This window comes from Wolbachia endosymbiont (group A) of Philonthus cognatus (assembly GCF_947251755.1).
GTDB classification, from domain to species: Bacteria; Pseudomonadota; Alphaproteobacteria; order Rickettsiales; family Anaplasmataceae; genus Wolbachia; species Wolbachia pipientis.
Genome location: NZ_OX366388.1, coordinates 555953 through 580732, shown reverse-complemented (window position 1 = coordinate 580732; position 24780 = coordinate 555953). Strand labels below are relative to the sequence as shown.

Here is a 24780-nt window from a genome sequence, read left to right as displayed (position 1 = left end):
CTATTTTATCTTCCTGGATCAGAGTTTATATTAAGTCGTTGCCGTAACCATGGTAAGAGAAAGCCATACCTTCACTGTAACCATCATTACCAGCATCAGGCTCTTCAACATCATCAGTTACTACCTGATCTTCAGTTATCACCTGATCTTCAGTTGTGATTTTATCCTTGATCGTCTCGTCTACACCCTCATCACTATAAGAAAATTTGTTAGTATATGAATAGCGATTATTGATTTTATCACTATAGTTATGTTTTAACATAGAGACCTCCTATACAGTCAAAATTGGAATTACATTAAGATAGAACAAGCTATGAATATAACGTGAATGAAAGAAACTACAGATCACGAAATTTCCGGATAACTATGGAACCATTATAAAATAATAAAATTAAAAAATTAATAACTTTAACATTAAATCTAGCATACTCATTAAATCAACAACGATATAGCTTAAATTCTCTTTTAATTTACACAATATTTCATGCCTACTGTATCTTCGCCAGTTTTGCATATAGCCCGTCTTTACTTATTAGAGAGTCATGAGTGCCTACTTCTTCTACTTTTCCATGATTAATTACTATAATCTTGTCAGTCTTGAGTGCGGTTGATAGCCTGTGTGTAATTACGATTGTTGTTCTGTTTTGCATTAACTTGCTCAAGGCTTTTTGCACGAGGTTCTCACTTTTGTAATCAAGGGCAGAGGTTGCTTCATCCAGTATTAAAACCTGAGGGTTTTTGAGTATGGCTCTTGCTATTATAATACGCTGTTTTTGTCCTTCAGAAAGTTTTAATCCTCTTTTTCCTACAAATGTATCAAATTTATCAGGCAGCTTATCAATAAATTCCATCGCATAAGCGCTGATGGCTGCTTGCTTCACTTCCTCATATTCGGCACCTGGTTTGCCATATAGTATATTTTCCATTATTGAGCAAGAAAATATCATGTGATCTTGTGGCACTAAGCCAAACAACGATCTGAGGTCATTTAGCGCAATTGACTTAATATTGTGCCCATCGATAGTAATGCTACCTTTGTTTGGATCATGAAAACGGAGCAGAAGCTTTAAAATGGTGCTTTTACCACTGCCAGATGGTCCAACAATTGATACTGCTTGACCTGCCTCTATAGAAAATGATACGTTATCTAATGCTGGCTTATCAGCATAAAAAAATGTTACGCCATTAAACGAAATTCCTTTTTGAACACTACAAATTTTTATAGGATCATCAGGATCTGCTATAGAGCTTTTCATATTTTTAAATTCAAATAAACGCTCTACTATTCCAAGACCTCGTTGTAAATCACTGATATTATCGCTCAAATTATTTATAGCTCCTGCTGCGAGCGCTGAATAAAACACAAATGAGGAGAGTTCTCCAATAGTTATATTATTGCTTAAGACTTCTTTAATACCAAAAAAGAGCAAAACAACTAGTGAACCTATCACACACGTGATAACTAGAGTTACTAAAATAGCACGCAAGAGTACTAATTTTACGTATGATTTTGATACTGAGTTTAAATGTTCCTTAAAACGGATTTTTTCGTTTTCCTCGAGTACAAACGATTTGATAGTCACTATAGATCTAAAATTTTCCTCACTAAATGACGCAAGCTCACTTAATTTATCCTGAGCAAAGCGTGCATAGCTACGCACTTTTTTTCCAAGTGAGGTCATGATAATGAGTAGTATAGGTATTATTGCGGCTGCATACGCAGTTAGTTGTATATTTGTATATAATAACATAGCAACACTGCCAATCAGAATCACAAAATTTCGTAATATGGTTAGTAAGCTGCTGTTTATTATTGATTGCAGCACAGAGGTATCAGTAATTAACGCTGAGATAACATCTTGTACGCCTGTGTTCTCAAAGAAACTTGGTTGCAAGTTAGTGATACTGCTATATAAGTCATATCTGATTCTTGCGATAACTTTCTCGCTGCCAATGCCAATGAAATATAACCGAGTAAATGCAGTGAGAGAAATGGCTAAAACTATAAGTATTGCAACTAATAGTTTGGTAGTAAAATCGTGCTCTGTGCCAGAATCAATTATATTGCTTAAGCCTCTGCCAAAGAGGAGGATCGTTAAGGCTGAAAATAAAACTGCAATAAAAGCTATGACAAAATAGGATAGATTAGGCTTTATATAGTAAAATAACTGCCTAATATTAGATCGCATCTTATTTTAAAGTTTCTAAAGTTAAGTATATAGATTTTAGTTTCAGGGGAAAGGGGAAAGGTGTAGTATGAAGCAATTTAGGTTCTGCAGCTGTTATAGTCCACCAAGAAAGGGTAGTAGCCCGCAGAAACGAAAAACTTGCTTGACAAACTCCGCCAGTCCTCTTATCATGGTATTGAAGGTATTCAGTTATCTTCATCTGTGCAGATTAAACAGCAAGAAAACAACGTAGTTGGCGTCTTATTTTTAATTTTTTGCACTATGTGCACCTTATGTCTTCACAACATTTCTAGGTTTTTACCTATATAAGCTGAAACGCGCTTATAAGTCGTTTAAGACAGTATAGTACGCCAATTTGCAGGATTAGAGAGTGACAACTAGCTAACACGGGGTTTCTTTTGCCTTTTTTTCTGCTTAGTAAATTTCTTAAACATTTAAACTAAGGTGAGTTGCATTTAAAAGCAGCTAAATTGCAGTGTTTAAGACTTAAAAAACGCCAATACTGAAAATAGACAATGACTAGGGCTTCTTTTGCCTTTTTTTTCGTTTGGTAAATTTCTTAAGTATTTATGGCTAAACGACAATCGTCATCCCGCTACGTGTTAGCGGGATCTCTTGTTAGCGGCTGAGATACCGCGGCGGTATGACGGTTCGTGGCAGCGTGACGATAAGCTCGTCATCCCGCTACGTGTTAGCGCCGCGGCGGTATAGCTATACTTAAAAATATGGTTGAATAGTTGTTAATAATAGTGTATAATTATTAATCTTTTCTCAGTATTTTTACTATGGCTCTTTCTAAATTTCTCGATCCAAAGTTAGATTTAACATTTAAGAAAATCTTTGGCACTGAAAAAAATAAGAATATTCTTATCCATTTTTTAAACGATATTTTAGGATGTACTGAAGTCAACACTATACAAGAAGTAGAATTCTTAAGCACCATTATGGACCCTGAAATTGCTTCTGATAAACAAAGCATTGTTGATGTTCTTTGCAGGGATTCTAGTGGGAACAGGTATATAATTGAGATGCAGCTCACTCGTGATAAAGGCTTTGAAAAACGCGCACAACTTTATGCTGCTAAGGCTTACTCAAGACAAGCTGATAAATCTGGTAAATACGTTGATTTAAAGAAGATTTTCTTTATCGCGATTTCAAATTGTACCTTATTCCCTGATAAGCTTGACTATATATCTAGCCATACCATAAGAGATGAAAAAACCAATGAGCATGACTTAAAAGATTTTCAATTTATCTTCATAGAGCTGCCAAAATTTCCTAAGAGTAGAGAAGAACAACTAGAAAGTGTAGTAGACCGTTGGCTATTTTTTTTCAAATATGCAGATGAAACAACGGACGAAGATCTCAGAAAAATTGCGGAAAAATCACCAATAATAAAGCTAGCATATGATGAATTAGATAAGTTTCACTGGAATGAAAAAGATCTAGTAGCTTATGAAGAAAGAATAATGGATCTGCGCAAAGAAGAAGCCATTCTTGAATACAGACTTGATCTTGCTAAAGAGGAAGGTAGAAAAGAGAGGGAAATTGAAGTCGCAAAGAATCTACTTAAAGCAGGTGTTTCTTTTAATATTATAGCTCAAACTACTGGTCTTTCTATGAGTGAGATCAAAGAATTGCAGAATTAAGTGTGAATGGTTACGAAAAATATAAGTTTTTGCGATAAACGACATAGTGATGTATTTGTTGTTCAGCATGTCAGTGGAATATTTTCTGAAAAATTTCCACATAACTCTTTCAGATTTCATAATATCTCTTGCCACTCATCTGAACAGATACCCATTTTGGAGGGATACCAATAATAGTTGTGAGCGGTACAAGTTTAGTCCATATACCTTCCAAGCATAACACGCTCACGAAACTTTAATGCGATAGCTTGGTTTCTACTGAAAGACAGCATTATGCCAAGTGCGATGCTCGAAGATAAAAGAGAAGAACCACCATAGCTAAGTAATGGCAGGGTTATGCCGGTGGTTGGAAAAACACTCAATGTTACCCCTATGTTTATTATGAATTGTGTGATGAATTGAATTGAGATACCGAGAATCACCAACAGATTAAATAATTCATTTTCCCTATATGCAATGTAAAGCAAGCGGGCGGAAATGATGCCAAATAACATCAATGTGGCTAAGCACGTAATCAAACCAAATTCTTCTGCTAAAACAGAAAACACAAAATCTGTATGGCAATCAGGAAGAGAGGCTTTTACGCTACCTTCACCAGGTCCAACTCCAGTTAATTGACCTCTTTTGAATGCTTCTAATGATTTTGTGACTTGAAAGTTATCGCGCTGCGTAAAAAAGACAAAATTGTAAATCCTTTGCTTTATATGTGGGAGGCATAAGTAAGCTATTGTAGTTCCAGTTGCGGCCATTCCTATTATGCATAGAAAGTATAAAAATGGTATACATGCAATAAACATTTGACCGATAAAAGAATATGTTAAAAGCATAGACATACTGAAATCAGGTTGCAAAAGTAACAACACAAAAACTAACAGAAATATTATGATTGATATGTGTATTTTAAACTTCATTTCGCTGGCCAAGATACTAGCTATAACAACAGAAAAAAATGGCCTTACGAACTCAGATGGTTGAACTGAAATTTTGACAATATGTAACCATCGTTTCGCACCTTTTACCTCTATACCAAGTATTATCGCAATTGCTACTAGAATAGTAAATAAAATGAAACCTGCGAACGAGAGGTTAAGTATAGTTCTTGTGTTGAGAAAAGAAAATGTCACCAAGGTAATTAGTGACAGGACTATATAAATTGTGTGACGCCGTATAAAATAATCTTGTGGTAAAGAAAGACGCTGCGCAATTACAGGGCTTGCTGAATAAACAAGAATGAAGCTTATAGTGAGCAAAAAAAACACTGGAAGGATGAGATAATAATCCAGCGTTCTATACCAGAGTTTAATATTCATTTTGTTCCAATGTGTAATGCCACTATTCCATAGCTCATATTATGAAACTCAACATTCTTAAAGCCTACCTCTTCAATTTCCATTTTAAAATCAGCCTGAGTTGGAAATTCTCTGATGCTCTTCACTAAATATTCATAAGAACTCTTGTCTTTAGCAACTATGCTGCCAATTTTAGGAATTACTTTAAATGAATATAAGTCATAAAGTTTGGTAAATATCTCATTTTGATAGTGCATAGGGGCAAATTCTAAGCAGATAAATTTCCCATGTGGTTTTAATACCCTGTGCGCCTCATTTAAAGCCTTCTTGCGGGCAGAAACATTTCGAATGCCAAAAGCTATTGTGCAATAATCAAATTCGGAGTCTTCAAATGGTAAACTTTCTGCACTTGCACATACCCAATCAAAATTAATTTGGTTTGAATTTATAGCTTTATCACGTCCTCTGCTTAGCATGTTTTGATTTATATCGCATACTGTAACCTTAGCACTTGGCTCTTTTCTTACTATTCTTATTGCTATATCTCCAGTTCCTCCAGCAACATCTAAAACCTTAGAGTTTTTTGTAAAATGCACACTATTTACCATCCTATCTTTCCATAATCTGTGCATTCCGAGGCTCATTATATCATTCATGGTGTCGTAGCGACTTGCCACGGAATCGAATACCTCTTTAACTAATTGTGATTTCTTCTCGATTTTTATAGTAGACATTACGTAAAAACTCCTTTATAATTAGTAAAAATTAATTTGAATTAACACAAATGTCAACGACAGGCCTTGAGCCTGTTAAAATCTTCTTCAGCGTGGTATGATGACCGAGTTAGTGGGCTTGATGCAACCACTAAGAAACCTTTGGAGTAAGCAATGTATTTATAATGCTCAAACTCTTCTGGGGTAACATACCTATCAAGTTTTGCATGTTTTGGAGTTGGTTGTAGATATTGACCAATTGTAATAAAATCAACCTCAGCACTGCGCAAATCGTCCATAACCTGCAGTATTTCCTCTTTTGTTTCTCCAAGACCAACCATAAGCCCTGACTTTGTGAAAACTTTAGGATTAATCTGCTTTACCATCTTCAGCAAATATAGTGAATGAAAATAGCGAGCTCGTGGTCTTATTTTTGCATACAATCTCGGCACTGTTTCAATATTGTGGTTATAGACATCAGGTGATGCAACAGCGATTGCTTCAAATGCTTCTTTCTTATTTAAAAAATCAGGAGTTAAAATCTCTATTGTTGTTTCTGAAGTTATCTTTCTAATTTCTTCTATGCACTGTATAAACTGATTTGCGCCACCATCTGGCAAATCATCACGATCAACGGAAGTAATAACAACATGCTTTAAGTTTAACTTTTTTATTGCTTTTGCTAAATTTTCTGGTTCATGAGGATCTAGTTTATCAGGAATGCCAGTTGCAACGTTGCAAAATGCACAAGCACGAGTGCAAACAGAACCGAGAATCATTACAGTAGCATGACGTTTATTCCAACATTCACCAATGTTTGGACATGCAGCCTCTTCGCACACTGTATGCAAGTTATGCAGTTTAACGATGTTTAAGGTCTCATTGAATACTTCACCGGTCGGAGCTTTTGCTCTGAGCCATTGAGGTTTGTTATGCATCTGAAACGGCTAACTCTACCTCTTGCTTTACTAAAACTTTTTTCAACCTTCTTTTTATCTTCTGCGCTTTCTCACTTAGTTTAATCGTTCTTGTGTTGAGCAAAAAAGCATCTAAATCACCTTTGTAATCTATAGTTCTCAAAGTTCTTGTTGCCACACGAAATCTAAACTTTTTATTTAATATATCACTTGTCAACGTAACCTTATGTAAATTTAAAAGAAAGGTACGCTTTGTTTTACGATTCGAATGTGATACCTTATTACCAAAAGATTTTTTTCTATTTGTTAATTCACAAACTCTACTCACTTCAATATACCAAATTATTCTATGTACTTAGATTACCTTATATAGTCAAATAGTCAATACTCTCTTGCTTAATTTTTATACCATATACTGCTTTATAGCCAAAAAATATCGTAATTTTTTCTATTATAAGAGAAATCATATGCTGAATTTCCAATGCTTTGCTGCCATTTGTTACTACCAGATGCAACACACCCGAATTTATATTCTGTGCATATGAGATCTTTTTCGGTTTTGTACACTCTGCTATTTCTTTCCCTACTATATTTCGCCAGTTTAAAATCAGACGTATTTCATTTTTACTAATCTTATTTTTCATGCATTTTAATGCATAGTTTTCAATTATAGACTTTAATTTTTTTGGACCGCTGTGTTTGAGCATTTTTCTGTTTTGTTTCTAGTATAACTAAATAAGTAAGGTTTACCACTACATTGGATTTCTTAAAGCCCTGTCATTCCAGTGCGTACTGCACAAACATTGTAATTTGAGTCCACCAGGGAGGATGTCATCCCAGTGCTCAGACACATAGCTGTACGAACATTCATTTTTGAAGGTAAATTGCACAGCAAATGGTGTCATTCCAGTCTGGAATCCAGAAATTTTGCTTATAACTGAGCTGATGAGCTAAAGGTAGTTGTCTTACGCTAAAATAAACGTTTTTAATTAAGTTGCATAGAACCAGTGTCTGGGCACTGGGATGACACCCCACTGGTGGGAATTGCTCCCAAACTACAACGTTCGTACAGTTGTGTGCTCAGACTACTTGGATCCAGAAAAATTGATTGTGCACTATACAACATTTTCGATCAAAAGCTGGATGCCAGTGTCAAGCACTGGCATGACACCATTTGCTGTGTTTAACAAAAATAAATGTTCGTACAGTTGTGTAGCTGACACTGGGATGACAACCTTCTAACTGCTTTACAAACCTCTAGCCTCACACCATAAAAGCAGTATTTTTATGTAAAATTTATCTCAACGTAGCACTTGTCAAGTAAGTCGTTCCATTCAAAAATTTTTGTTTTGCCTCATAATTAACCTTATAGCTGTTTTAATTGTAATTGGTTAAATTATTATTAATTTGCCAGGCTAGATCCAAAAAATAGCATAATCAATATGCAAATTGTAATAGAAATCACGTTTGCGTATGGTTTATTGCTATGCGGTTAATCTTTCCTCAATCCAAGCTGCTTGAATAGCTTCGAGTATTTTTTCGTTACAGCGTTTTTCATCATCATCAAATTCCTCTAAACTCAAGACCTTTTTTTTAAGCTCAGTGAATCTGATACTAATTATATTCTCATCTGGAAATTTTTCCTCCAGAGCTTCTACAATATCTTCTATATCAAACCATTTCATACTTTTTTGTATTTATCTGCTAAGTTAAATTGGTGCCCATGGGGAGACTTGAACTCCCAAGGTCGCAAAACCCACGGATTTTAAGTCCGCTGCGTCTACCGATTCCGCCACACGGGCTTTTTTTATCTATCTAGAGTAAAACTCTACTACTAAATTGACTTCCATGTCTGCTGAATAAGGAACCTCAGAATATTGAGGTGACCTCAAATACTTCACTGAATGCTCTTTACTATCTGCTTCTAAATAATCCGGAGCCTTGCGCTCTTGTTTTTGTTCAGCCTCTACTACTACAGGGATTTTTGCTGCCCTTTCTCTTATTTTTATTATATCACCTGGCTTCACTCGATAACTCGATATGTTAACCACCTTATCATTAACTGTAACGTGCTTATGAGATATGAGCTGCTTTGCTGAGTAAATTGTTGGAACAAGACCAGAGTGGTATAAAACAGAACTTAATCTCGATTCTAAGATACCGATAAAATTATCAGCCGTATAACCCTTTCTGTTATAAGCATCTAAAAATGTATGTCTGAGCTGCTTACTTGAAATCGCATAGTAAAACTTAAATTTCTTATGCGCAGCAAACTGCTTACCAAAGTCGGATAACTTCTTGAATCCAAGAATACCATGTTGACCTGGAGGGTATTTCCTTTTGTTTACTGGGTCTTTAGCTCTACCCCATAAATTTACACCAAGTCTACGGCTAATCCTATACTTTCTAGTGATAACAGTTGTCATATAAAAACTCTCACGATTTAACTTTAGATTATTAAGGATTTTAGCACTCAGTGTCAACTTGTTTTTGCTGATATAATCTTTTATACTTCATTTTTAAGTTTTTCTATTAACACATGAATCATTCACATTTAAAATCTATGGCAAACGCCATCCGTTTTTTATCAATTGATGCAGTACAAAAAGCAAACTCTGGACACCCAGGTATGCCACTTGGCATGGCAGATGTTGCAACTGTTTTGTTTGCTAAATATCTGAATCATAATCCTGATGATTCTAAATGGTTCAATAGAGATCGCTTTGTTTTATCAAACGGTCATGGGTCAATGTTACTATACTCAATATTATATTTGACAGGTTATATTAGCATAGATGAGCTAAAAAACTTCAGGCAAATGGGATCCAAGACCCCAGGTCATCCAGAGTTCGGCTTGACTTCCGGGGTAGAGGCAACAACAGGCCCGCTCGGTCAGGGGTTTGCCGCTGCTGTTGGCATGGCACTTGCTGAATCAATCCTTAAAAAGCAATTCAGAATCAATCACCACACTTACGTGATGCTAGGGGATGGCTGTCTTATGGAAGGAATAAGCCATGAAGCAGCATCACTTGCTGGGCATCTTAAATTGAATAAGCTCATAGCTCTTTTTGATGATAATGATATCTCTATAGATGGCGCTACTTGCCTTTCCTGCTCTGATGATGTAGAGAAACGCTTCTTAGCGTATGGATGGAATGTTGACAAAATTGATGGCCACGATTTTGATGCCATATCCTTTGCAATAGAGCAAGCAAAAAAGTCTGGTAAACCTACAATGATCTGCTGCAAAACCATTATCGGAAAATTTTCAAGCCGTGCTGGCACATCCTCTGCTCACAGTGGTGCTTTTTCGGAGGAAGACATAAAACAGATGAGAGAGAAATTAAACTGGAATTATGAACCATTCCATGTACCAGAAGATGTGAAAAATGCCTGGAAGAAAACTGTTGAGAGAGCAAAACAAAACTACACGATGTCATTCCAGCGCGTAACGCTGGAATCCAGGAAAGAAGAAAAAGAATGGATCCCAGTGTCAAGCACTGGGATGACAAGAGAGAGTACTGGGATGACAGAAGAGAATGCTGGGATGACAGGGTATCATGCAGAACTTCAAAGACGGTTAGATAAACATCTACCAGATAATATCGCTGGTGTTTTAGCTGACCTGAAGAAACAAATATGTGAGCTAATGCCAAACGAAGCTACTCGATCTTCTTTCGGCAGAGTAATGGAACTTTTAACTGAGTCTATGCCGGAATTAATCGGCGGTTCTGCTGATCTTACTGGGTCAAATTGCACTAAATATAAGCACATGCAGGTAATAAATAGCAATAATTATAGTGGCTCTTATGTCCACTATGGAGTGAGAGAGCACGCTATGGCAGCATGTATGAATGGTATGGCACTTCACGGCGCGATTCTTCCTTATGGCGGCACTTTTTTGGTATTTTCCGACTATTGTCGTCCTGCTATACGTCTTTCAGCTCTGATGAAGCAGCAGGTTATGTATGTCATGACTCACGACTCAATTGGAGTGGGAGAAGATGGCCCAACTCATCAGCCAATAGAGCATTTAGCCTCTTTGCGTGCTATACCAAATCTATATGTTTTTAGGCCAGCCGATGCAGTTGAAACTCTGGAGTGTGTTAGCATTGCACTCGAAAAGAAAGAATCTCCAGCACTGTTTGCGCTCTCAAGGCAAAACGTAAGTTACATGCGCAAGTTCTACTCTGATATCGATCAATCTGCTAATTTATCGAAGTTTGGTGCATATATTTTGTGTGAATGTTCAAAAGAATTAAAAGTGACGATATTTGCTACGGGGTCCGAGGTTGAAATTGCAGTTGAAGCAAGGGAGAAATTGCAGGAAAAGGGTATAGGTACAAGGATTGTTTCTATGCCATGCTGGAGGCTTTTTGACGAGCAAAGCGATGAATATAAAGCGGCAATATTAAATAATGACAGCATTAAAGTTGCAATTGAAGCCGGAAGTGAAATGGGTTGGCATAAATACATAGGTTCAAACGGTATATTTATTGGCATGAAAAGCTTCGGAGAATCAGCACCTTATAAAACACTTTATGAGCATTTTAATATCAGTGCTGATCACGTAGTAAAATGTGTGTGTGAGAAACTGGTTTACATTGAGTAGACTTCTTGCATTACTCTACACATCTGTGTTCATTGCACTATAATGACCACCACTACTATCTTCTTCGTCTAATGAATCGGATCTAAGTAAAGAAACACTAGCATCGGTTTGCGATGTAGATTCATCAGTGTTAGACCCAAATAACCATGAAAAAAAATCACTAAAAAATGATCCTATTAATGAAAAAGGCTTCATAAGTATACTAAACAAACTACCAAAAAAAGAGCTCGGCTGTTCTTCTGTTTGTGCAGGTTCTGTGGAAGCAACAGGACCTACATCGTTGTCTTGTACATCAGCTCCTTTTTCTCCATTGATGTCTTGCTCTCTCTGTGATTGATTTGAATCTTCCTCCTCTTCCTCTTGACCCCCTTCACTATCTGTCGCTGGCTCACCCACTGAACCATCATCAGATTCTTCTGCGGGTTGCAATAGAGTTTTTATTTCTTCGTTAGTAGTTAAATCTAAGGGAGTCTTTCCATCTTCATCTTTTATATTAACATCTGCTCCTGCTTTTATTAGGGCGTCTACTATTTCTTTGTTGTTATTTTGAGCAGCAAAATGTAAGGGAGTCCTGTTATCTTTATCTTGTGCATTAACATCTGCTCCTTTTATTATTAGAACATTAACCACTTCCACATTATCCCTACCGGTAGCCCAATGTAAAGGAGTCCTGTTATCTTTATCTTGTGCATTAACATCGATTCCTTCTGCTCCCAGTAGAGCGTTCAATACATTTATATCTATGTTGTCCTTTTTAGCAGCCAAATGCAAAGGAGTCCTGTTATCTCCATCTTGTGTATTAACATTGATTCCTTCTGCTCTCAGTAGAGCGTTCAATACATTTATATCTATGTTGTCCTTTTTAAGAACAGAATGTAAAGGAGTATCTTTATTCTTATCTGCTAAATTAACATCGATTCCATGTTTTCCCAATAGGGCTTCTACTACCTCTTCATGGCCCTTTACAGCAGCCCAATGTAAAGGAGTCTTTCCATCTTGATCTGTTGCATTAACATTTGCTCCTTTATTTATTAGACTGTTTACTTCCTGAATATCACCGCTTTTAGCAACCTTAAGTAATTTAGCTGTGTTTCGTAATAGAGTTTCTATGTCTTGATTAGTGGCTAAATCTAAAGAAGTCTCTCCATCTTGATCTTCTGCATTAACATTTGCTCCTTTGTCCAATAGGGCTTGCACCACTTGCTTATGACCTTCTCTAGCAGCCCAATGTAAAGGAGTCTTTCCTGTGTCATTTTGTGCATTAACATTTGCCCCTTTCCCTAATAGATCTTGTACTGCTTCCAAGTTGCCAAGCTTAGCAGCCAGATGTAAAGAATTCTTGCTATGTTCAGTTTCTATTTCTTGGTATCTACTCAACACGTCGCGTTCTCGACTAGGGTCGAAAGTATGCAAATCTGCTCCATTATCTAATAGAACTTCTGCTGTAGTAGAGTGATTATTTTTAACAGCCCAATATAAAGAATTATTTAGATTTGTATCTAATGCATTAACATCTGCTCCTTCCTTTATTAGACGCTTTACTTCATTAATATCACCACTTTTAGCAGCCTCAAGTAAAGCAGCATTTTGTGGAACTTGGCTTTCTTCTTCATCATTTTGCAATACTGGACTAGCATCATCAGATTCTTCTGCGGATTGCAATAGAGTTTTTATTTCTTCATCAGCGGCTAAACCTAAAGGAATATTTCCATTTTGATCTGTTGCATTAACATTTGCCCCTTTTTCCAATAGATCTTTTACTATCTCTGCATGGCCATTTTCAGCAGCCCGATGTAAAGGAGTCTTTCCATTTTGATCTGTTATATTAACACTTGCCCCTTTGTCCAATAGGGCTTCTACTACCTCTTTATGGCCATGTGCAGCAGCAAAATGTAAAGGAGTACCTTCATATTTATCTTGTGCATTAACATCGATCCCATTTACTTTCAGTAGGGCTTCTACTACTTCTTGATGGCCCTTCTTCAGCAGCCCTATGTAAAGGAGTGCTGTTATGTTCATCTATTGCATTAACATTTGCCCTATTATTTAGTAAAACTTCTACTACCTCTTTACGGCCCTCTTCAGCAGCTCGATGTAGAGGAGTCATATTTGCAAATCCTACTGCATTAACATTTGCCCCATTATCCAATAGATCTTTTACTATCTCTGCATAGCCATTTCCAGCAGCATAATGTAAAAGAGTGTTGTTATGTACATCTACTGCATTAACATCTGCTCCTTCACTTATTAGACTTTTTACTTTCTCAATATTACCTTCTAGAGCAGCCTTACGTAATTCAGCATTTATATCTCTGTTTGAATTGCTCATCCCATACCTCCTGTAAAACTATATTGTTATGATAAAGTCGTTAATAATCTATGAGCTCTCACCCCCTGTAAAATTATATTATCATGATAAAGTCATTAATAACCCATGAGCTCTGGATCACGCAAATAATGGTTATTCCCTGTGTTTTTCAGTACATTTGAGCTGGCTGTACATAAGAATTGCAATTGTAGAGCATGCTATTGTTAATAGTAAATTTGGTAAAATACCATAGCGAAAAAATTTTCCTACTATATATATTCCAATAGCCCCAAACATCATATTGCAGAATGAGAGAACTGCACTACCAAGCCCTATACCTTTGATCGTTTCTAAAGCAGAAGTTACGTTATTGCTTATTATTAATGCAAGTCCGATATTGGCTGGAATCCAAACAGTTTGAAGAATTAATATATTTAACTTGTCCGCGAAATAAAAATATACCAATAAACTATCGGATATTATCGGTAACACCAAACCTATTATTAGCATTTTGCTAACCCCTACTTTTGGTACATACCTTCTATTAATTAAAGTTCCAATTATGTAAAATATGACTATGATCGATATGAGGTAGCCAAAATACTGTACTTCAATGCCCATCGATTCAAATATGAACGGGTAGTTAGCAATGTATGCCCAAAGCCACATGAAAGTTAATCCATGAATGGCTGAAAACCCAAGGAAACGATAATTTCTAAATATTGATATATATTGCTTGCAGATATTAGTAGTTATGTTAGTTATACTGGTTTCATTTTTATTTACAGTGAGTGTTTCTTGTAACTTAAAGTAGATAAAAATAAGTATAGCAATTGCTGCAAGTGATATAATAAAAAACAAAAATTTCCAACTATACCCATGTGAAATTATATAACTGCCCACCACTGGAGCTATTCCAGGTGAGAGTGCCACAACCATATTTAATTTTGAAATGACTCTCGAGTATTCACTACCCGAGTACATATCCCTTATTGCTGCATACCCAACAACACCTGCAACACCAGCCCCTGTTCCTTGTATGAAGCGAATTAGTATCAAGAGCGCAATACTGTCGGCTATATAACACATGACACTTGCCAAAGTAAAAATTGTCATACCAATCAGCATCATTGGACGCCTACCATAATGGTCCGATAATGGACCATAAATTAATCCAGACACCGCAAATCCAACTAGATTCAAGCTAATTGTAAGCTGCACTACACTGCCTTCTACTTTAAAATAATTGGCAATGCTTGGTAGTGCAACTGAGTATAGGTCAGTTGCCATATCGACAATTGCTACAGACAATATCATAATAAGAGAGATGATATTTTGCGAAAGAGCTGTTTTCACTTAATGATTTATTGGTAAATATGCTTAATTATAATGTATTTTTTTCATTAGTATAAGTACAATGTTACATAGTAAACGATGTCATGCGAGTAGCGGACACTGAAATCTTAAGCTAAAATCATAAAAAGCACGAATTTCAATATCTTATCTTGAATTATTCACTTTAAGCTTTAAGTCTTCAACAGAAGATGCATTTGCCTCACTTACTACCTTTAGTGGTTCACCAAGATTATGCTCTATTTTTATATTATGCTCAGGATCGTACTCTATTCTTGTATCAAACTCAAAGCCCAATTTCTCACAAAGTTTTTTGAAATACTCAATAATCTTATTTATAATATAAGTAAGCTTATCAAACAAACCGTCATCACCAGCTTTATAGTTCTCTAACTCTTTAGGAATGGTAAGAAGTACTTTACCATCTTCATATACCACATTTTCACCTTCACATTTTAGTTTAAACTCCGCTGAACTGCAAAAACCTGGTGTTTCGATATATGTATAATCATCATAGTTAAGCATTTTTGTATATTTCATGCTAAAACTAAGCTTTATACAATTGGGTTCACGACAATCCATAATATACTCTCTTGTCATACAGTTGCTTTGCGTTAACAAATGAAAAGATCCAAGAGCGTGACTCATATCATTAGGAAGAAAATGAGTATATCCGCCCTGATAATAGTTATTTATTAACTCCTCAATAATAGAGTTATTGGGAATTGTTGCACCAACGTGTTTAAACATTTCTGTAAAAATTTGTCTGAGAAATGGACGATAATTCCCTTTTCCGTTTTCATCCCGTAGAATTAGATTTTTATGGTTTGAATACAGATCGTTAATAAATTCGTTAGTTATTTTTTGTCCGTTAATAGCAAGGCCGTGTGTTCTATTAAGATCCTTATATGTTCCCTCACCAGAAATTACTTCGTCCCCAGTGTTAGCTTTGAAATCAGCATATTTGAGCTTCTTCACTTCAGCTTTCAACGCATTGACCATTTCCTTTGACATGTTATATCTCTACCATTAATACCTGTATATTAATTCTAGCACTTACTTTATTAAATTTCAATTACTAAATGAATTTATCACTTTCACTTCCGTATTTTCCAGCGAGTCACCGTAAGTCACTGCTTTTAGGTAAAACTTTTTTCCCCTTTGCACTTCGAAAGATATTATTGAATCATCAAGTAGAACAAATTTTTCACCTGCAGTGTGCTGATACTCTTTAGTACCTTCTTGTCCTCTGATTAGGTTACTAAGCTTATATTTATTTTTATCTATAAGTTCAGCATTCTGGAATTTCACTATCTCTTTTCCAACTAGTGCTAAATTTGAGTCCGCAATTGAAGTTATGTTTCCAAAACGTAACACTACTATAAGCCCCTCGTCGGTAGATTCCATTACATATCCGTAAGTAGACTGCTTGTTTGTGCTTGCAATAGGCTTATAATCCTTATCGTTGTACGAAATAAAGAGTGTTGCTCCCTTCCAATTCTTTTCCTCACTAATTAAAGTAAAGCTTGCACTATTACCTTTAATATCCGGTAAATCTATCATTTCTACGATGGTTTTGCTAATGTGAGAGGGAGGGTATTCCTTCAGCATAAGTGACCTTGTTGAAGGAAAAGAAAGCTTATATATAGAGTGATCATAACCAACGCCAATTACTTGAATGGACATGCTTTCGAATTTTGTTTTTATAATTCTCACCGTATGCTTTTTCTCACCGTCTAAAATCGTTATTACATCACTTGGCACAAGCCACGCATATTTTATCGGCAGCTTGAAATTGTATATATTTCTCTCTTGCCACGAAGAATAAAGTAAAACCTCAGCTATATTTTGCGCCTCTCCCTCCTCCATAATGAGCGGTATTTCAACTGTTATAGCAGCGCCTTGCTTTGGCAACTCAGCATATTTAACATCAATTGGATAGCCAAAATTGCGATTAAAATAAACGACGTTAACTTTATTGTTTAAATCTAATTGACTGATATTAGCAAGTTTTGAATTGTTACTGAAAACCATTTCACCAATTGGTATTCCAGTCGTAACTCCCCTGCCCTTTTGGACAAATTTCAGTTTAGAGTCCTGTTCAACCACATCAAAAAAATAGCAACTTTGCAGCATTTTAATAATTGAACGTACCGATTGCTGGTCGTTTATCACATACCCAGACAATAACCCTTTGACGTTGCTTGTATCGAACTGATCGCTTTTTAAACCTGTTTTTTGTAACAGATCCGATAAAACATCGGAAATATTAAGCTGTGAAAGCTTTCCCTGAATCCAATGTCCTGTCTGCCAATTATGGCAGTCAGCCCACACATCACATAAATTGGGAAAGTAAGGAAATGGCCTTGCATCCCATGCCCAGAGAAACATTTTTTCTACCATTTCTGAACTTTGCCACTTTTTTAGCGTTCCTTCAATTGCAATTTTTTGCGAAAGAAAGCTCACCTCTCCGTTTGAATATCGTGGATATTTGCTCTCTATGCTGCCTTTGTCAACAAACACATTTGGCTCATTAGTGCAGCCGTTCATACTGGGAAATCCATACTCAGTAAACCATATTTTTTTCATTTTTGGTTGCCATTTCGTTTTACTACCACCTGGATTTATGTGAGTTTCACTCCACCATTTTGCTATGTTTTTCCACGCATACCTGCTGTCGTTATACTTTACTCTTTCAGGCTCACCCTTTGAGTAATCATAGAAATAATCATACCCCACTCCACTGCTCCAACCACCCATTACATCTTCCGCGGAATAACCAAAAGGAGGCTCTGGACCATCAGTCAGTGGAAAATAAGCATCTATGCCAACAACGTCGATATACTCTGAAGACCACAGTTCATCCATATTATACCAACCATCATATGAATGGTATTCGCTCCAATCTGCAGCGTAGGTAACTGTTACTTCTTTTCCAAGATTAAGTTTTATCTGCTTTGCAAGCTTGACCAGCTCTATAACGGCAGGGTAATTCCCTTGTTCATCCCTGATTTTGGTAAGTTGCGCAAATTCAGAACCAATGATAAACCCTTCCACTTTAGTTTGTTTGGCAATGCTTGCATAATGCTCTATAAATTTGTTGTACTGATTCTTAAAAAAATCACTTATATCTTCAGGAGTCCCGCTCAACCTTCCTCGCCACTCTTTGTTCTTTGTATCAAGTAAGGGCATTGGATAGAGCATCACCTTGTAGCCTCTGCTGTGTAGCTCTTCTATATATCTTATCAACGCTGCATCACTAACTGTGCCACCATACCTTGGGTTTCCACTCGCATCTTTTGAAATTAGCTGAGCATTATCTCTGGTTACACCCCCTACTTGCCAATCATCAGGTAATATTGCGGAATCATCTTGAAATTCAACTGCAGGATATATTTTACAATCTTTAATGTTCAGATCATTCACAAACCAATTGACTACTACCGATACCCACTCAACATTTGGTAAATCTCCCTTTAATTGATCCAAAGAAAGCATTGCATCGCTCTTTTTAGTGTGGTTGTTGTGATTTACCCTTTGCGCCAGCCCATATGGGATATATTGGTTGCTGCTTATTTTCTCTTGCGCGATTTTCTTCTGTATTTTTGTATCATATACAAACTCACCTGAACCTGGTATGATATTGATATTCCGAATATTTTTTGCTACTGAAAATTCATTTGACTTTACTGCAGTTTGCACTTCAAACGTAAATACCGGAACATGATTATTATAGTCTGCTAAAGGAAAATTCTTGATGACTATGTAAGATATTCCCCTATAAGCCGGCACATTCCCCTCTCCTTCAATTGATGACATAAATGGATCAGGATTTTGGTCTTCTCTGCCGCTGTAAAAAGTATAATCTATTTCATCAAAGCTAAGTGATGTTGTATCTGCCCAGATTCTGTTTAATTTTTCTACTTTCCCCTTGCAGATCGCAATTGCAAGCGTTGCGTAGTAATTATATGTAACGTTCATACCTCTTCCAATTTTGCTTTTGGTGGTTATCGCCTCTTCTTTTATTGGCTGTGACCAAATAATGTTCCCTGCAACACGAGCAGTGCCATAGATAATTGGAATCGTTCTGCCGTAGGTTGAGGTTTGAACTTGCAGATTTTTTAGTCTCGCACCATGCGTTACTTTTTGCTCGGCATCAAGGCCGAACATTGCCCCATCTAGCTGTGCACCAAGAAGAGCACCGAGTTCTGAGCCGATAATCCGGCCAATTGGACCAAAAATGCTGCCTGCTTGACCAAAAATTGATGATAAAATTATTGTAGACATGGTAATCCTCCTTTTGATAGATTTTTTTGAAATTGTTGAGAAAAGATCCAAGTGTCACGCTACTTGGATGACACCTATAACCTTGTCATCCCAGTGCTTCCTCCTTTGTCATCCCAGTGCTCCGACACTGGGATGGCTTTGTTGCATCGCTAGCTATGATGGATTAAAGATAAAAAAGATAGGGAATATCAGTAGCTTATTATTCTGGTATTTATAACAAGAACGGTCAGTGAATACCTAAATTTGAGTAAAAGAAATTTCACTACCACTCACTAATCTGGCTAAAATTCAAGAATTTCAATGCTTTAGCTATTTTCAATAGAATTAAATTTATTAATATAAATAACAAATTACTATTCTTAAATTTGATCAGATTGATTGCAAAAAAACAAGATTTTCAATAGGTTGCTTATAATCCTAACTATAGTTAGCCTTTCATAAGTAGCGATGCAACAAAGCCCACTGGGATCTAGGAATTTTAATTGTAAGCAAGCACACTGAGTTGATAAGTATAAAAATGGCTGAAAAATAAACATTTTTGATGAGGTCACATAGAAAGCTGGATCCAAGTAGTCAAGGCACTTGGATGACAAGAAAGGGGCTACTCGGATAACAGATACTATGATAAGAAATTCAACAACTTACAATGAATAATTGAAGTTTTTAATTAAGAAAAGCACATGGTGTAGCTATAATTATTGTAAGCAACAATGAAAAAGTACGGAAGTGAAAAATTACCACTCTCATGGCAATCACTTCACCAGCGGCAAAGTGATACCATGCTGATTCATATATTTTCCTTTCATATCATCATATGATTTCTCGCATTCACTTTCGCCGCTTAAAAATACGAATTGGCATGCGCCTTCATTAGCGTAAATTTTCGCAGGAAGTGGAGTGGTGTTTGAGAATTCGAGTGTGACATGACCTTCCCATCCAGGTTCTAAGGGAGTAACGTTTACTATAATTCCACACCTTGCGTAAGTTGATTTACCAACACAAATGACCAGTACATTCCTTGGTATACGGAAATATTCCACTGTACTTGCAAGCACAAAGCTATTTGGTGGAATTATGCATACGTCTGTTTCTTTATCTATAAAACTATTCTCAGAGAAATTTTTAGGGTCCACGATGGCTGAATTAACGTTAGTAAAAATCTTAAATTTATTATCCACTCTTGCGTCGTAACCATAAGATGATAGTCCGAAAGATATGACACCTTTGCTGCTTTTGTGATTCACAAAAGGCTCTATCATTCCAAAATTTTCAGCTTTTTCTCTTATCCATTTATCTGGCATAACTGCCATAATTGCCCCTTAAAGTTGTGTAATACTTACAATAATATAAAATAAAATTTAAATGTAAACTATAGCTTTTGTCATGCAATTAAAGCTTTTCAGTTTGATTTTTTGTTACAATAATTAGATTTATGTTCTTAACTAAAAATAATGCTTAGAAACTTTCTCCTGATTTTTGTATTCGTATTATTCATGCCGCTGTCAAATGCTGATGCCAGGAAATACATCAGAATTGTTGGGTCTTCAACTGTTTTTCCTTTTATCTCATTTATAGCCGAGGAGTTCAATCGTGTATTCTCCTTTAAGACTCCAGTTGTGGAATCGATAGGAAGTGGATCAGGATTCAAAATGTTTTGCTCAGGAATAGGGGAAGACACTCCAGACATCACCACTTCATCTCGCCCTATGAAGGAAGTAGAAAGAGAACTATGTAAAAGAAATAAAATTAATGAAGTGATAGAGATCATCATTGGCTATGATGGAATTGTCATTGCAAATTCAAATCAAAGCCATAGATTTGATTTCACAAAGAAGGACTTATTTGAAACTTTATCTGCATATTCTCAAGAAAATGATAAATTAGTAAAAAATAATAAGAAGTTTTGGTCTGATGTAAATCAAGCCTTACCAAAAACAGAAATTGAAATTTATGGTCCACATCAAAATACAGGCACATACGAAACTTTGGTTAATTCTATTATGCTTGATCAATATTCATGCATGAACTCGAGAATTTTCAAAGAGAATTATAAAGATCAGGAAGAAAGAAAGCAAGCATGTGGTAATATAAGGGATGACGGAAGGTATATAGAAGTTGGAATTAATGAAAACATAATAATACAAAAATTGAAAAGTAACAAGAACGCTTTAGGGATATTTAGTTTTAGCTTTTTAATGAGGAATCAAGATAAAATACAAGGGAGCACAATTGCAGGAATTGAGCCAACTTACGAAAATATATCATCGGGAAAATATATATTAGCAAGACCTCTATACCTTTATATAAAGAAAGAACACCTGGATACTGTTGATGGATTAAGAGAATTCATAAAAGAAATTATAGATTCGATCGGCATTGAAGATGGGTACCTATCTAGGCTTGGTCTAATTCCACTTTCAAGTGAAGATATAAAGAAAGCTTCAGCAAAGGTTTATGATATAACGTGACGGCAACGTTTCTTTTATATTCTTTGTTCTAGCGTAGTCAGACCCAGCGCGGCGCGCTGGGATGACAATGGATTACTAATTAGACAGTTCTGCGTTGTTGCAACACCCCAGAAACAACCGGGTCCGAGCTTTTCGTATTTGGGCTTTCTGATTTCTCACAAACTCCTCCAATATAAGCTAGTACAGCCAATGCTGAAACTGCTAAAACTTCTAAAACTAATGCAACTACAGGATATGCCAGCACATAGGCTGCAATAGCACCAACTACGCATAGTCCAACAACGCCCAGAGCGATCTTCCCTTTGTGTTCACTCCAGAAGTTTGTATCGTTTTTTTCTGGGGTTTTGTTGTCTGCAGTTGGTGCAGAGTTTACGGTGTTTTGATCTAGATCAGTGTCATCTATAAAGTTAAGATCATCATTCTCAGACGGATCCTGATTGATTTCTTGTGAAAATCGAGTCGCATACTCTTTATCCCATGCTATCTGATCATTAATCTTGGCATTATCTAGTTCATTTTTACTAAGTTTTTCCTCAAATTCTTGAATCAAATCTTGAAAGCATTGCTCACCTACTCCAGGTATTTTAGCAAAACGTTTTTGTGCACATGTAAGTTTATCCATTACATAGTTATTTCCATTGGGCTCGAACCCAAGGAGCCATGGAGAAGCAGCATCAAACATTAATTTAAAGCTTTCTTTTATCTTTTCCACATCTTCTTGGTTCAATTCTTCACTATATTCAACTTTCAGAGGATAAACTAAAAGGGCATCTACTCTTCCACTACTCCAATATACCTCTCGCTCTAAAACCCTTTCTACATCTTCACCACAATTCTCTAATGCTGCTTTAACTTGATCAATATCAAGGTTTTCTATTGCTTCTTGTAAGTTGGAATCAAGATCCATTACCCACTTGTGATCTTCTATTTTTTGAACAACTTGTACAAGAGCAAAATATTCTGTGCTATGAGGGTCAAATTTTCCTTGAAAGCGTTTAAGATCATCTATTGTATCCGTAAAATATGGTTGATCTTCAAAAGATTTTGTTACCTTGTAATCACACAAAAAATCACGAGTTTTTTGATCAGCTTCCTCCCAAATTAGTTCAATGATCTCGACTTTAGTGTTAACGCTAGCTTCAGAACAGTCAATAACAAAATCTAAAATGGTACCTTTGTTACTAGTCAAAGTCCCCTCGTGGTTCAAAACTGCTTGTATATCATTATGTTCACCATTGTTGAATATGTCCTGGACTTTTTGAAAATTGCCATCCCAGACTGCCTGTCTTAATGAACCTAGAATTTTTTCTTGTGCATCAGTTAATTCAACCATATCTTACCTCTAATAAAAATTTAATTATCACACATATTTACAAGTAAATCAAGTATGTTGTTAATAACTGTTAATAAAGGCCAACAAAATGCTTGACGTTAGAGTAGCTTTTATGGCTTTGTATAGCGAGGAAGTAACTCTATGAAAAATCATCAACGTTTACAAAATTTGCGTTCAATTGTATTTATTGTGGGAATATTCCTATTGCTGTTTAGCTTAGCAATGCTTATTCCTGCTATTACCAATAAGTATCTCAGCTACGAATGGAAAAATTTCCTCGCTGGATTCATAATTACCTGCACATCTGGCGCAATTTTTATTTTACTCGGTAAATTAAGTAGATTGCATGGAATGCCAGCAATTTTTGCGATTACTAGTTGCACCTGGATTGCCTTGTCTCTGTTTGCAGCTATTCCTTTCTATTTTGATAATCTGAGCTATGTTGATGCATTGTTTGAAACGATATCTGGCATCACAACCACAGGAGCAACTATATTTAATGATATTGAAAAACAATCTCCAGGAATACTGCTATGGAGAGCAATGCTACATGGCATGGGGGGTTTTGGTGTAATCACTTTAGGAATTGCAGTTTTTCCTATGTTTAAGGTTCTCAGCCTAAATAATTTACTTTATTCTGAATATTCAGATGCTACCAAAAGGAAGTTGCCGAACACGCGAAGCGTAGTGATTCATGTTACGGCAATATATTATGGCTTAATTTTGTTATGCATATTTTCCTATTATCTAGCTGGTATGCCACTATTTGATGCAATATGCCACGGAATGTCCTCTGTATCAACTGGTGGATTTGCTAACTATAACGATTCTATAGGGCACTACAATAACCCTATGTTAGAAGTCATAACGATCATTTTTATGATTTTGGGTTCTCTGCCTTTTCTTAGCTATTTAAAAATTATAAGACGATTAGACATTTGCTATGATGAACAGGTCTCTTACTTTGTTAAGATAGCTATTGTTTCATCTTTATTTGCTTGTTTTTGGTTGTATAAAAATGTTGATTTAGGAGTGTCATTATCATTTAGATGCAGCACATTTACCATCACCTCTTTAATTACGTCAACTGGTTATGCAATCTGTAATCATATAGATTGGAGTTTCATTTCAGTCTTAGCTTTTTTTCTAACCTTTGTTGGTGGATGTAGTGGTTCTTCAAGTGGTGGTGTCAAAATCTTCCGCTTGATTGTTCTTTTAAGGTCTATAAGAAATTACTTTTACCTTTTATTAAACCCTGATGCAGACAATGGAGTAAAATTCAATGGAAAAATTCTGGAGAATGATGAAGTTCACTCTGTCTTTATATTTTTTGCAATTTTCATGTTAACGTTTACCATTTCATCAATAGTGATGTCTTACTTAAGCAATGCAGACTTTATAACTAGCATCAGTTCAGTCTCTGCAACGCTTACAAACTCTGGCCCGGGATTTAGTAATTTAATAGGCCCTTCGGGTAATTATTCCTCTTTCAGTAATGAAGTAAAATTATTTCTATCGTTTTTAATGCTGCTTGGCAGACTTGAAATATTGCCAATCTATTTTTGTATAGGTAATTTATTCTTATTTAATAGAAAGAAATAGTTGGTGAAGTTGTGAAATTTGATATTATAGCTAAACTGACTTACGACAATTTGAAAAACC

21 protein-coding genes and 1 tRNA gene are annotated in these 24780 nt (G+C 36.0%); 5 read left to right on the top strand and 17 right to left on the bottom strand.

The window, feature by feature from the left end; all coding sequences use genetic code 11:
* Positions 1-25 precede the first annotated feature (25 nt).
* A complete protein-coding gene (locus OPR21_RS02880) occupies positions 26-262 on the bottom strand; it encodes a hypothetical protein (RefSeq protein ID WP_265030155.1) in 237 nt (78 codons plus the stop codon).
* 226 nt (positions 263-488) lie between these two features.
* Positions 489-2189, bottom strand: coding sequence for an ABC transporter ATP-binding protein (locus OPR21_RS02875; protein ID WP_265030154.1), 1701 nt, complete (start codon positions 2187-2189; stop codon positions 489-491).
* A gap of 785 nt (positions 2190-2974) precedes the next feature.
* Between OPR21_RS02875 and OPR21_RS02870 the strand changes: the two genes are divergently transcribed.
* A complete protein-coding gene (locus tag OPR21_RS02870; RefSeq protein WP_182320143.1) occupies positions 2975-3838 on the top strand; it encodes an Rpn family recombination-promoting nuclease/putative transposase in 864 nt (287 codons plus the stop codon).
* A gap of 194 nt (positions 3839-4032) precedes the next feature.
* Here OPR21_RS02870 and OPR21_RS02865 read toward each other — a convergent pair whose 3' ends face one another.
* Genes OPR21_RS02865 through OPR21_RS02845 form a run of 5 tightly spaced genes read right to left on the bottom strand, consistent with a single transcriptional unit; the run spans position 4033 to position 7464 of the window.
* A complete protein-coding gene (locus OPR21_RS02865; RefSeq protein WP_265030153.1) occupies positions 4033-5148 on the bottom strand; it encodes an FtsW/RodA/SpoVE family cell cycle protein in 1116 nt (371 codons plus the stop codon).
* Positions 5145-5861, bottom strand: coding sequence for a bifunctional demethylmenaquinone methyltransferase/2-methoxy-6-polyprenyl-1,4-benzoquinol methylase UbiE (gene ubiE, locus OPR21_RS02860; RefSeq protein ID WP_265030152.1), 717 nt, complete (start codon positions 5859-5861; stop codon positions 5145-5147). The genes OPR21_RS02865 and ubiE overlap by 4 nt, the downstream gene beginning before the upstream one ends.
* Before the next feature lie 53 nt (positions 5862-5914).
* Entirely contained in the window at positions 5915-6778 is an 864-nt protein-coding gene (gene lipA, locus OPR21_RS02855) for a lipoyl synthase (protein WP_265030151.1), read from the bottom strand.
* A complete protein-coding gene (gene rpmB / locus OPR21_RS02850; RefSeq protein ID WP_006279619.1) occupies positions 6771-7085 on the bottom strand; it encodes a 50S ribosomal protein L28 in 315 nt (104 codons plus the stop codon). The genes lipA and rpmB overlap by 8 nt, the downstream gene beginning before the upstream one ends.
* A gap of 37 nt (positions 7086-7122) precedes the next feature.
* Positions 7123-7464 (bottom strand): DUF721 domain-containing protein, encoded by a 342-nt coding sequence (locus OPR21_RS02845; RefSeq protein ID WP_064125521.1) that lies wholly within the window; start codon positions 7462-7464, stop codon positions 7123-7125.
* 316 nt (positions 7465-7780) lie between these two features.
* Between OPR21_RS02845 and OPR21_RS02840 the strand changes: the two genes are divergently transcribed.
* Complete coding sequence (locus tag OPR21_RS02840) at positions 7781-7999, top strand: hypothetical protein (protein ID WP_182366768.1); 219 nt, start codon at positions 7781-7783, stop codon at positions 7997-7999.
* Positions 8000-8241: 242 nt separating this feature from the next.
* Here the strand turns inward: OPR21_RS02840 and iscX are convergent, their stop codons facing one another.
* The 3 genes from iscX to rpsD form a co-directional block, all read right to left on the bottom strand.
* On the bottom strand, positions 8242-8442 hold the full coding sequence (gene iscX, locus OPR21_RS02835) for a Fe-S cluster assembly protein IscX (protein WP_077188100.1): 201 nt from the start codon (positions 8440-8442) through the stop codon (positions 8242-8244).
* Between the two features lie 30 nt (positions 8443-8472).
* Positions 8473-8559, bottom strand: a tRNA-Leu gene (locus tag OPR21_RS02830).
* Positions 8560-8568: 9 nt separating this feature from the next.
* Positions 8569-9183 (bottom strand): 30S ribosomal protein S4, encoded by a 615-nt coding sequence (gene rpsD, locus OPR21_RS02825; protein WP_265030297.1) that lies wholly within the window; start codon positions 9181-9183, stop codon positions 8569-8571.
* 113 nt (positions 9184-9296) lie between these two features.
* Here rpsD and tkt point away from each other — a divergent pair, with 113 nt between their 5' ends.
* The gene (gene tkt / locus OPR21_RS02820; RefSeq protein ID WP_077188101.1) at positions 9297-11369 is read left to right on the top strand and encodes a transketolase; all 2073 of its coding nucleotides are present in this window, start codon (positions 9297-9299) and stop codon (positions 11367-11369) included.
* Positions 11370-11384: 15 nt separating this feature from the next.
* On the opposite strand, the gene OPR21_RS02815 is transcribed toward tkt, so the two are convergent.
* From OPR21_RS02815 to dcd, 6 genes are all read right to left on the bottom strand, one after another.
* Positions 11385-13388 (bottom strand): ankyrin repeat domain-containing protein, encoded by a 2004-nt coding sequence (locus OPR21_RS02815; protein ID WP_265030150.1) that lies wholly within the window; start codon positions 13386-13388, stop codon positions 11385-11387.
* The gene (locus tag OPR21_RS02810) at positions 13294-13698 is read right to left on the bottom strand and encodes an ankyrin repeat domain-containing protein (protein ID WP_265030149.1); all 405 of its coding nucleotides are present in this window, start codon (positions 13696-13698) and stop codon (positions 13294-13296) included. Before OPR21_RS02810 ends, OPR21_RS02815 begins: the two co-directional genes overlap by 95 nt.
* A 132-nt stretch (positions 13699-13830) precedes the next feature.
* On the bottom strand, positions 13831-14994 hold the full coding sequence (locus OPR21_RS02805) for a multidrug effflux MFS transporter (RefSeq protein WP_006279533.1): 1164 nt from the start codon (positions 14992-14994) through the stop codon (positions 13831-13833).
* A gap of 183 nt (positions 14995-15177) precedes the next feature.
* Positions 15178-16044, bottom strand: a complete 867-nt coding sequence (locus OPR21_RS02800) for a hypothetical protein (RefSeq protein ID WP_077188103.1) — start codon at positions 16042-16044, stop codon at positions 15178-15180.
* 57 nt (positions 16045-16101) lie between these two features.
* On the bottom strand, positions 16102-19317 hold the full coding sequence (locus tag OPR21_RS02795) for a glycoside hydrolase/phage tail family protein (protein ID WP_077188104.1): 3216 nt from the start codon (positions 19315-19317) through the stop codon (positions 16102-16104).
* A 752-nt stretch (positions 19318-20069) separates the two neighbouring features.
* Positions 20070-20627, bottom strand: a complete 558-nt coding sequence (dcd, locus tag OPR21_RS02790; RefSeq protein WP_006280485.1) for a dCTP deaminase — start codon at positions 20625-20627, stop codon at positions 20070-20072.
* Positions 20628-20768: 141 nt separating this feature from the next.
* On the opposite strand from dcd, the gene OPR21_RS02785 reads away from it, so the two are divergent.
* Complete coding sequence (locus tag OPR21_RS02785) at positions 20769-21785, top strand: substrate-binding domain-containing protein (protein WP_236514846.1); 1017 nt, start codon at positions 20769-20771, stop codon at positions 21783-21785.
* A gap of 79 nt (positions 21786-21864) precedes the next feature.
* Here OPR21_RS02785 and OPR21_RS02780 read toward each other — a convergent pair whose 3' ends face one another.
* Entirely contained in the window at positions 21865-23118 is a 1254-nt protein-coding gene (locus tag OPR21_RS02780; protein ID WP_265030148.1) for a hypothetical protein, read from the bottom strand.
* Between the two features lie 141 nt (positions 23119-23259).
* Here OPR21_RS02780 and OPR21_RS02775 point away from each other — a divergent pair, with 141 nt between their 5' ends.
* Entirely contained in the window at positions 23260-24720 is a 1461-nt protein-coding gene (locus tag OPR21_RS02775; protein WP_236514849.1) for a TrkH family potassium uptake protein, read from the top strand.
* Positions 24721-24780: the final 60 nt, after the last annotated feature.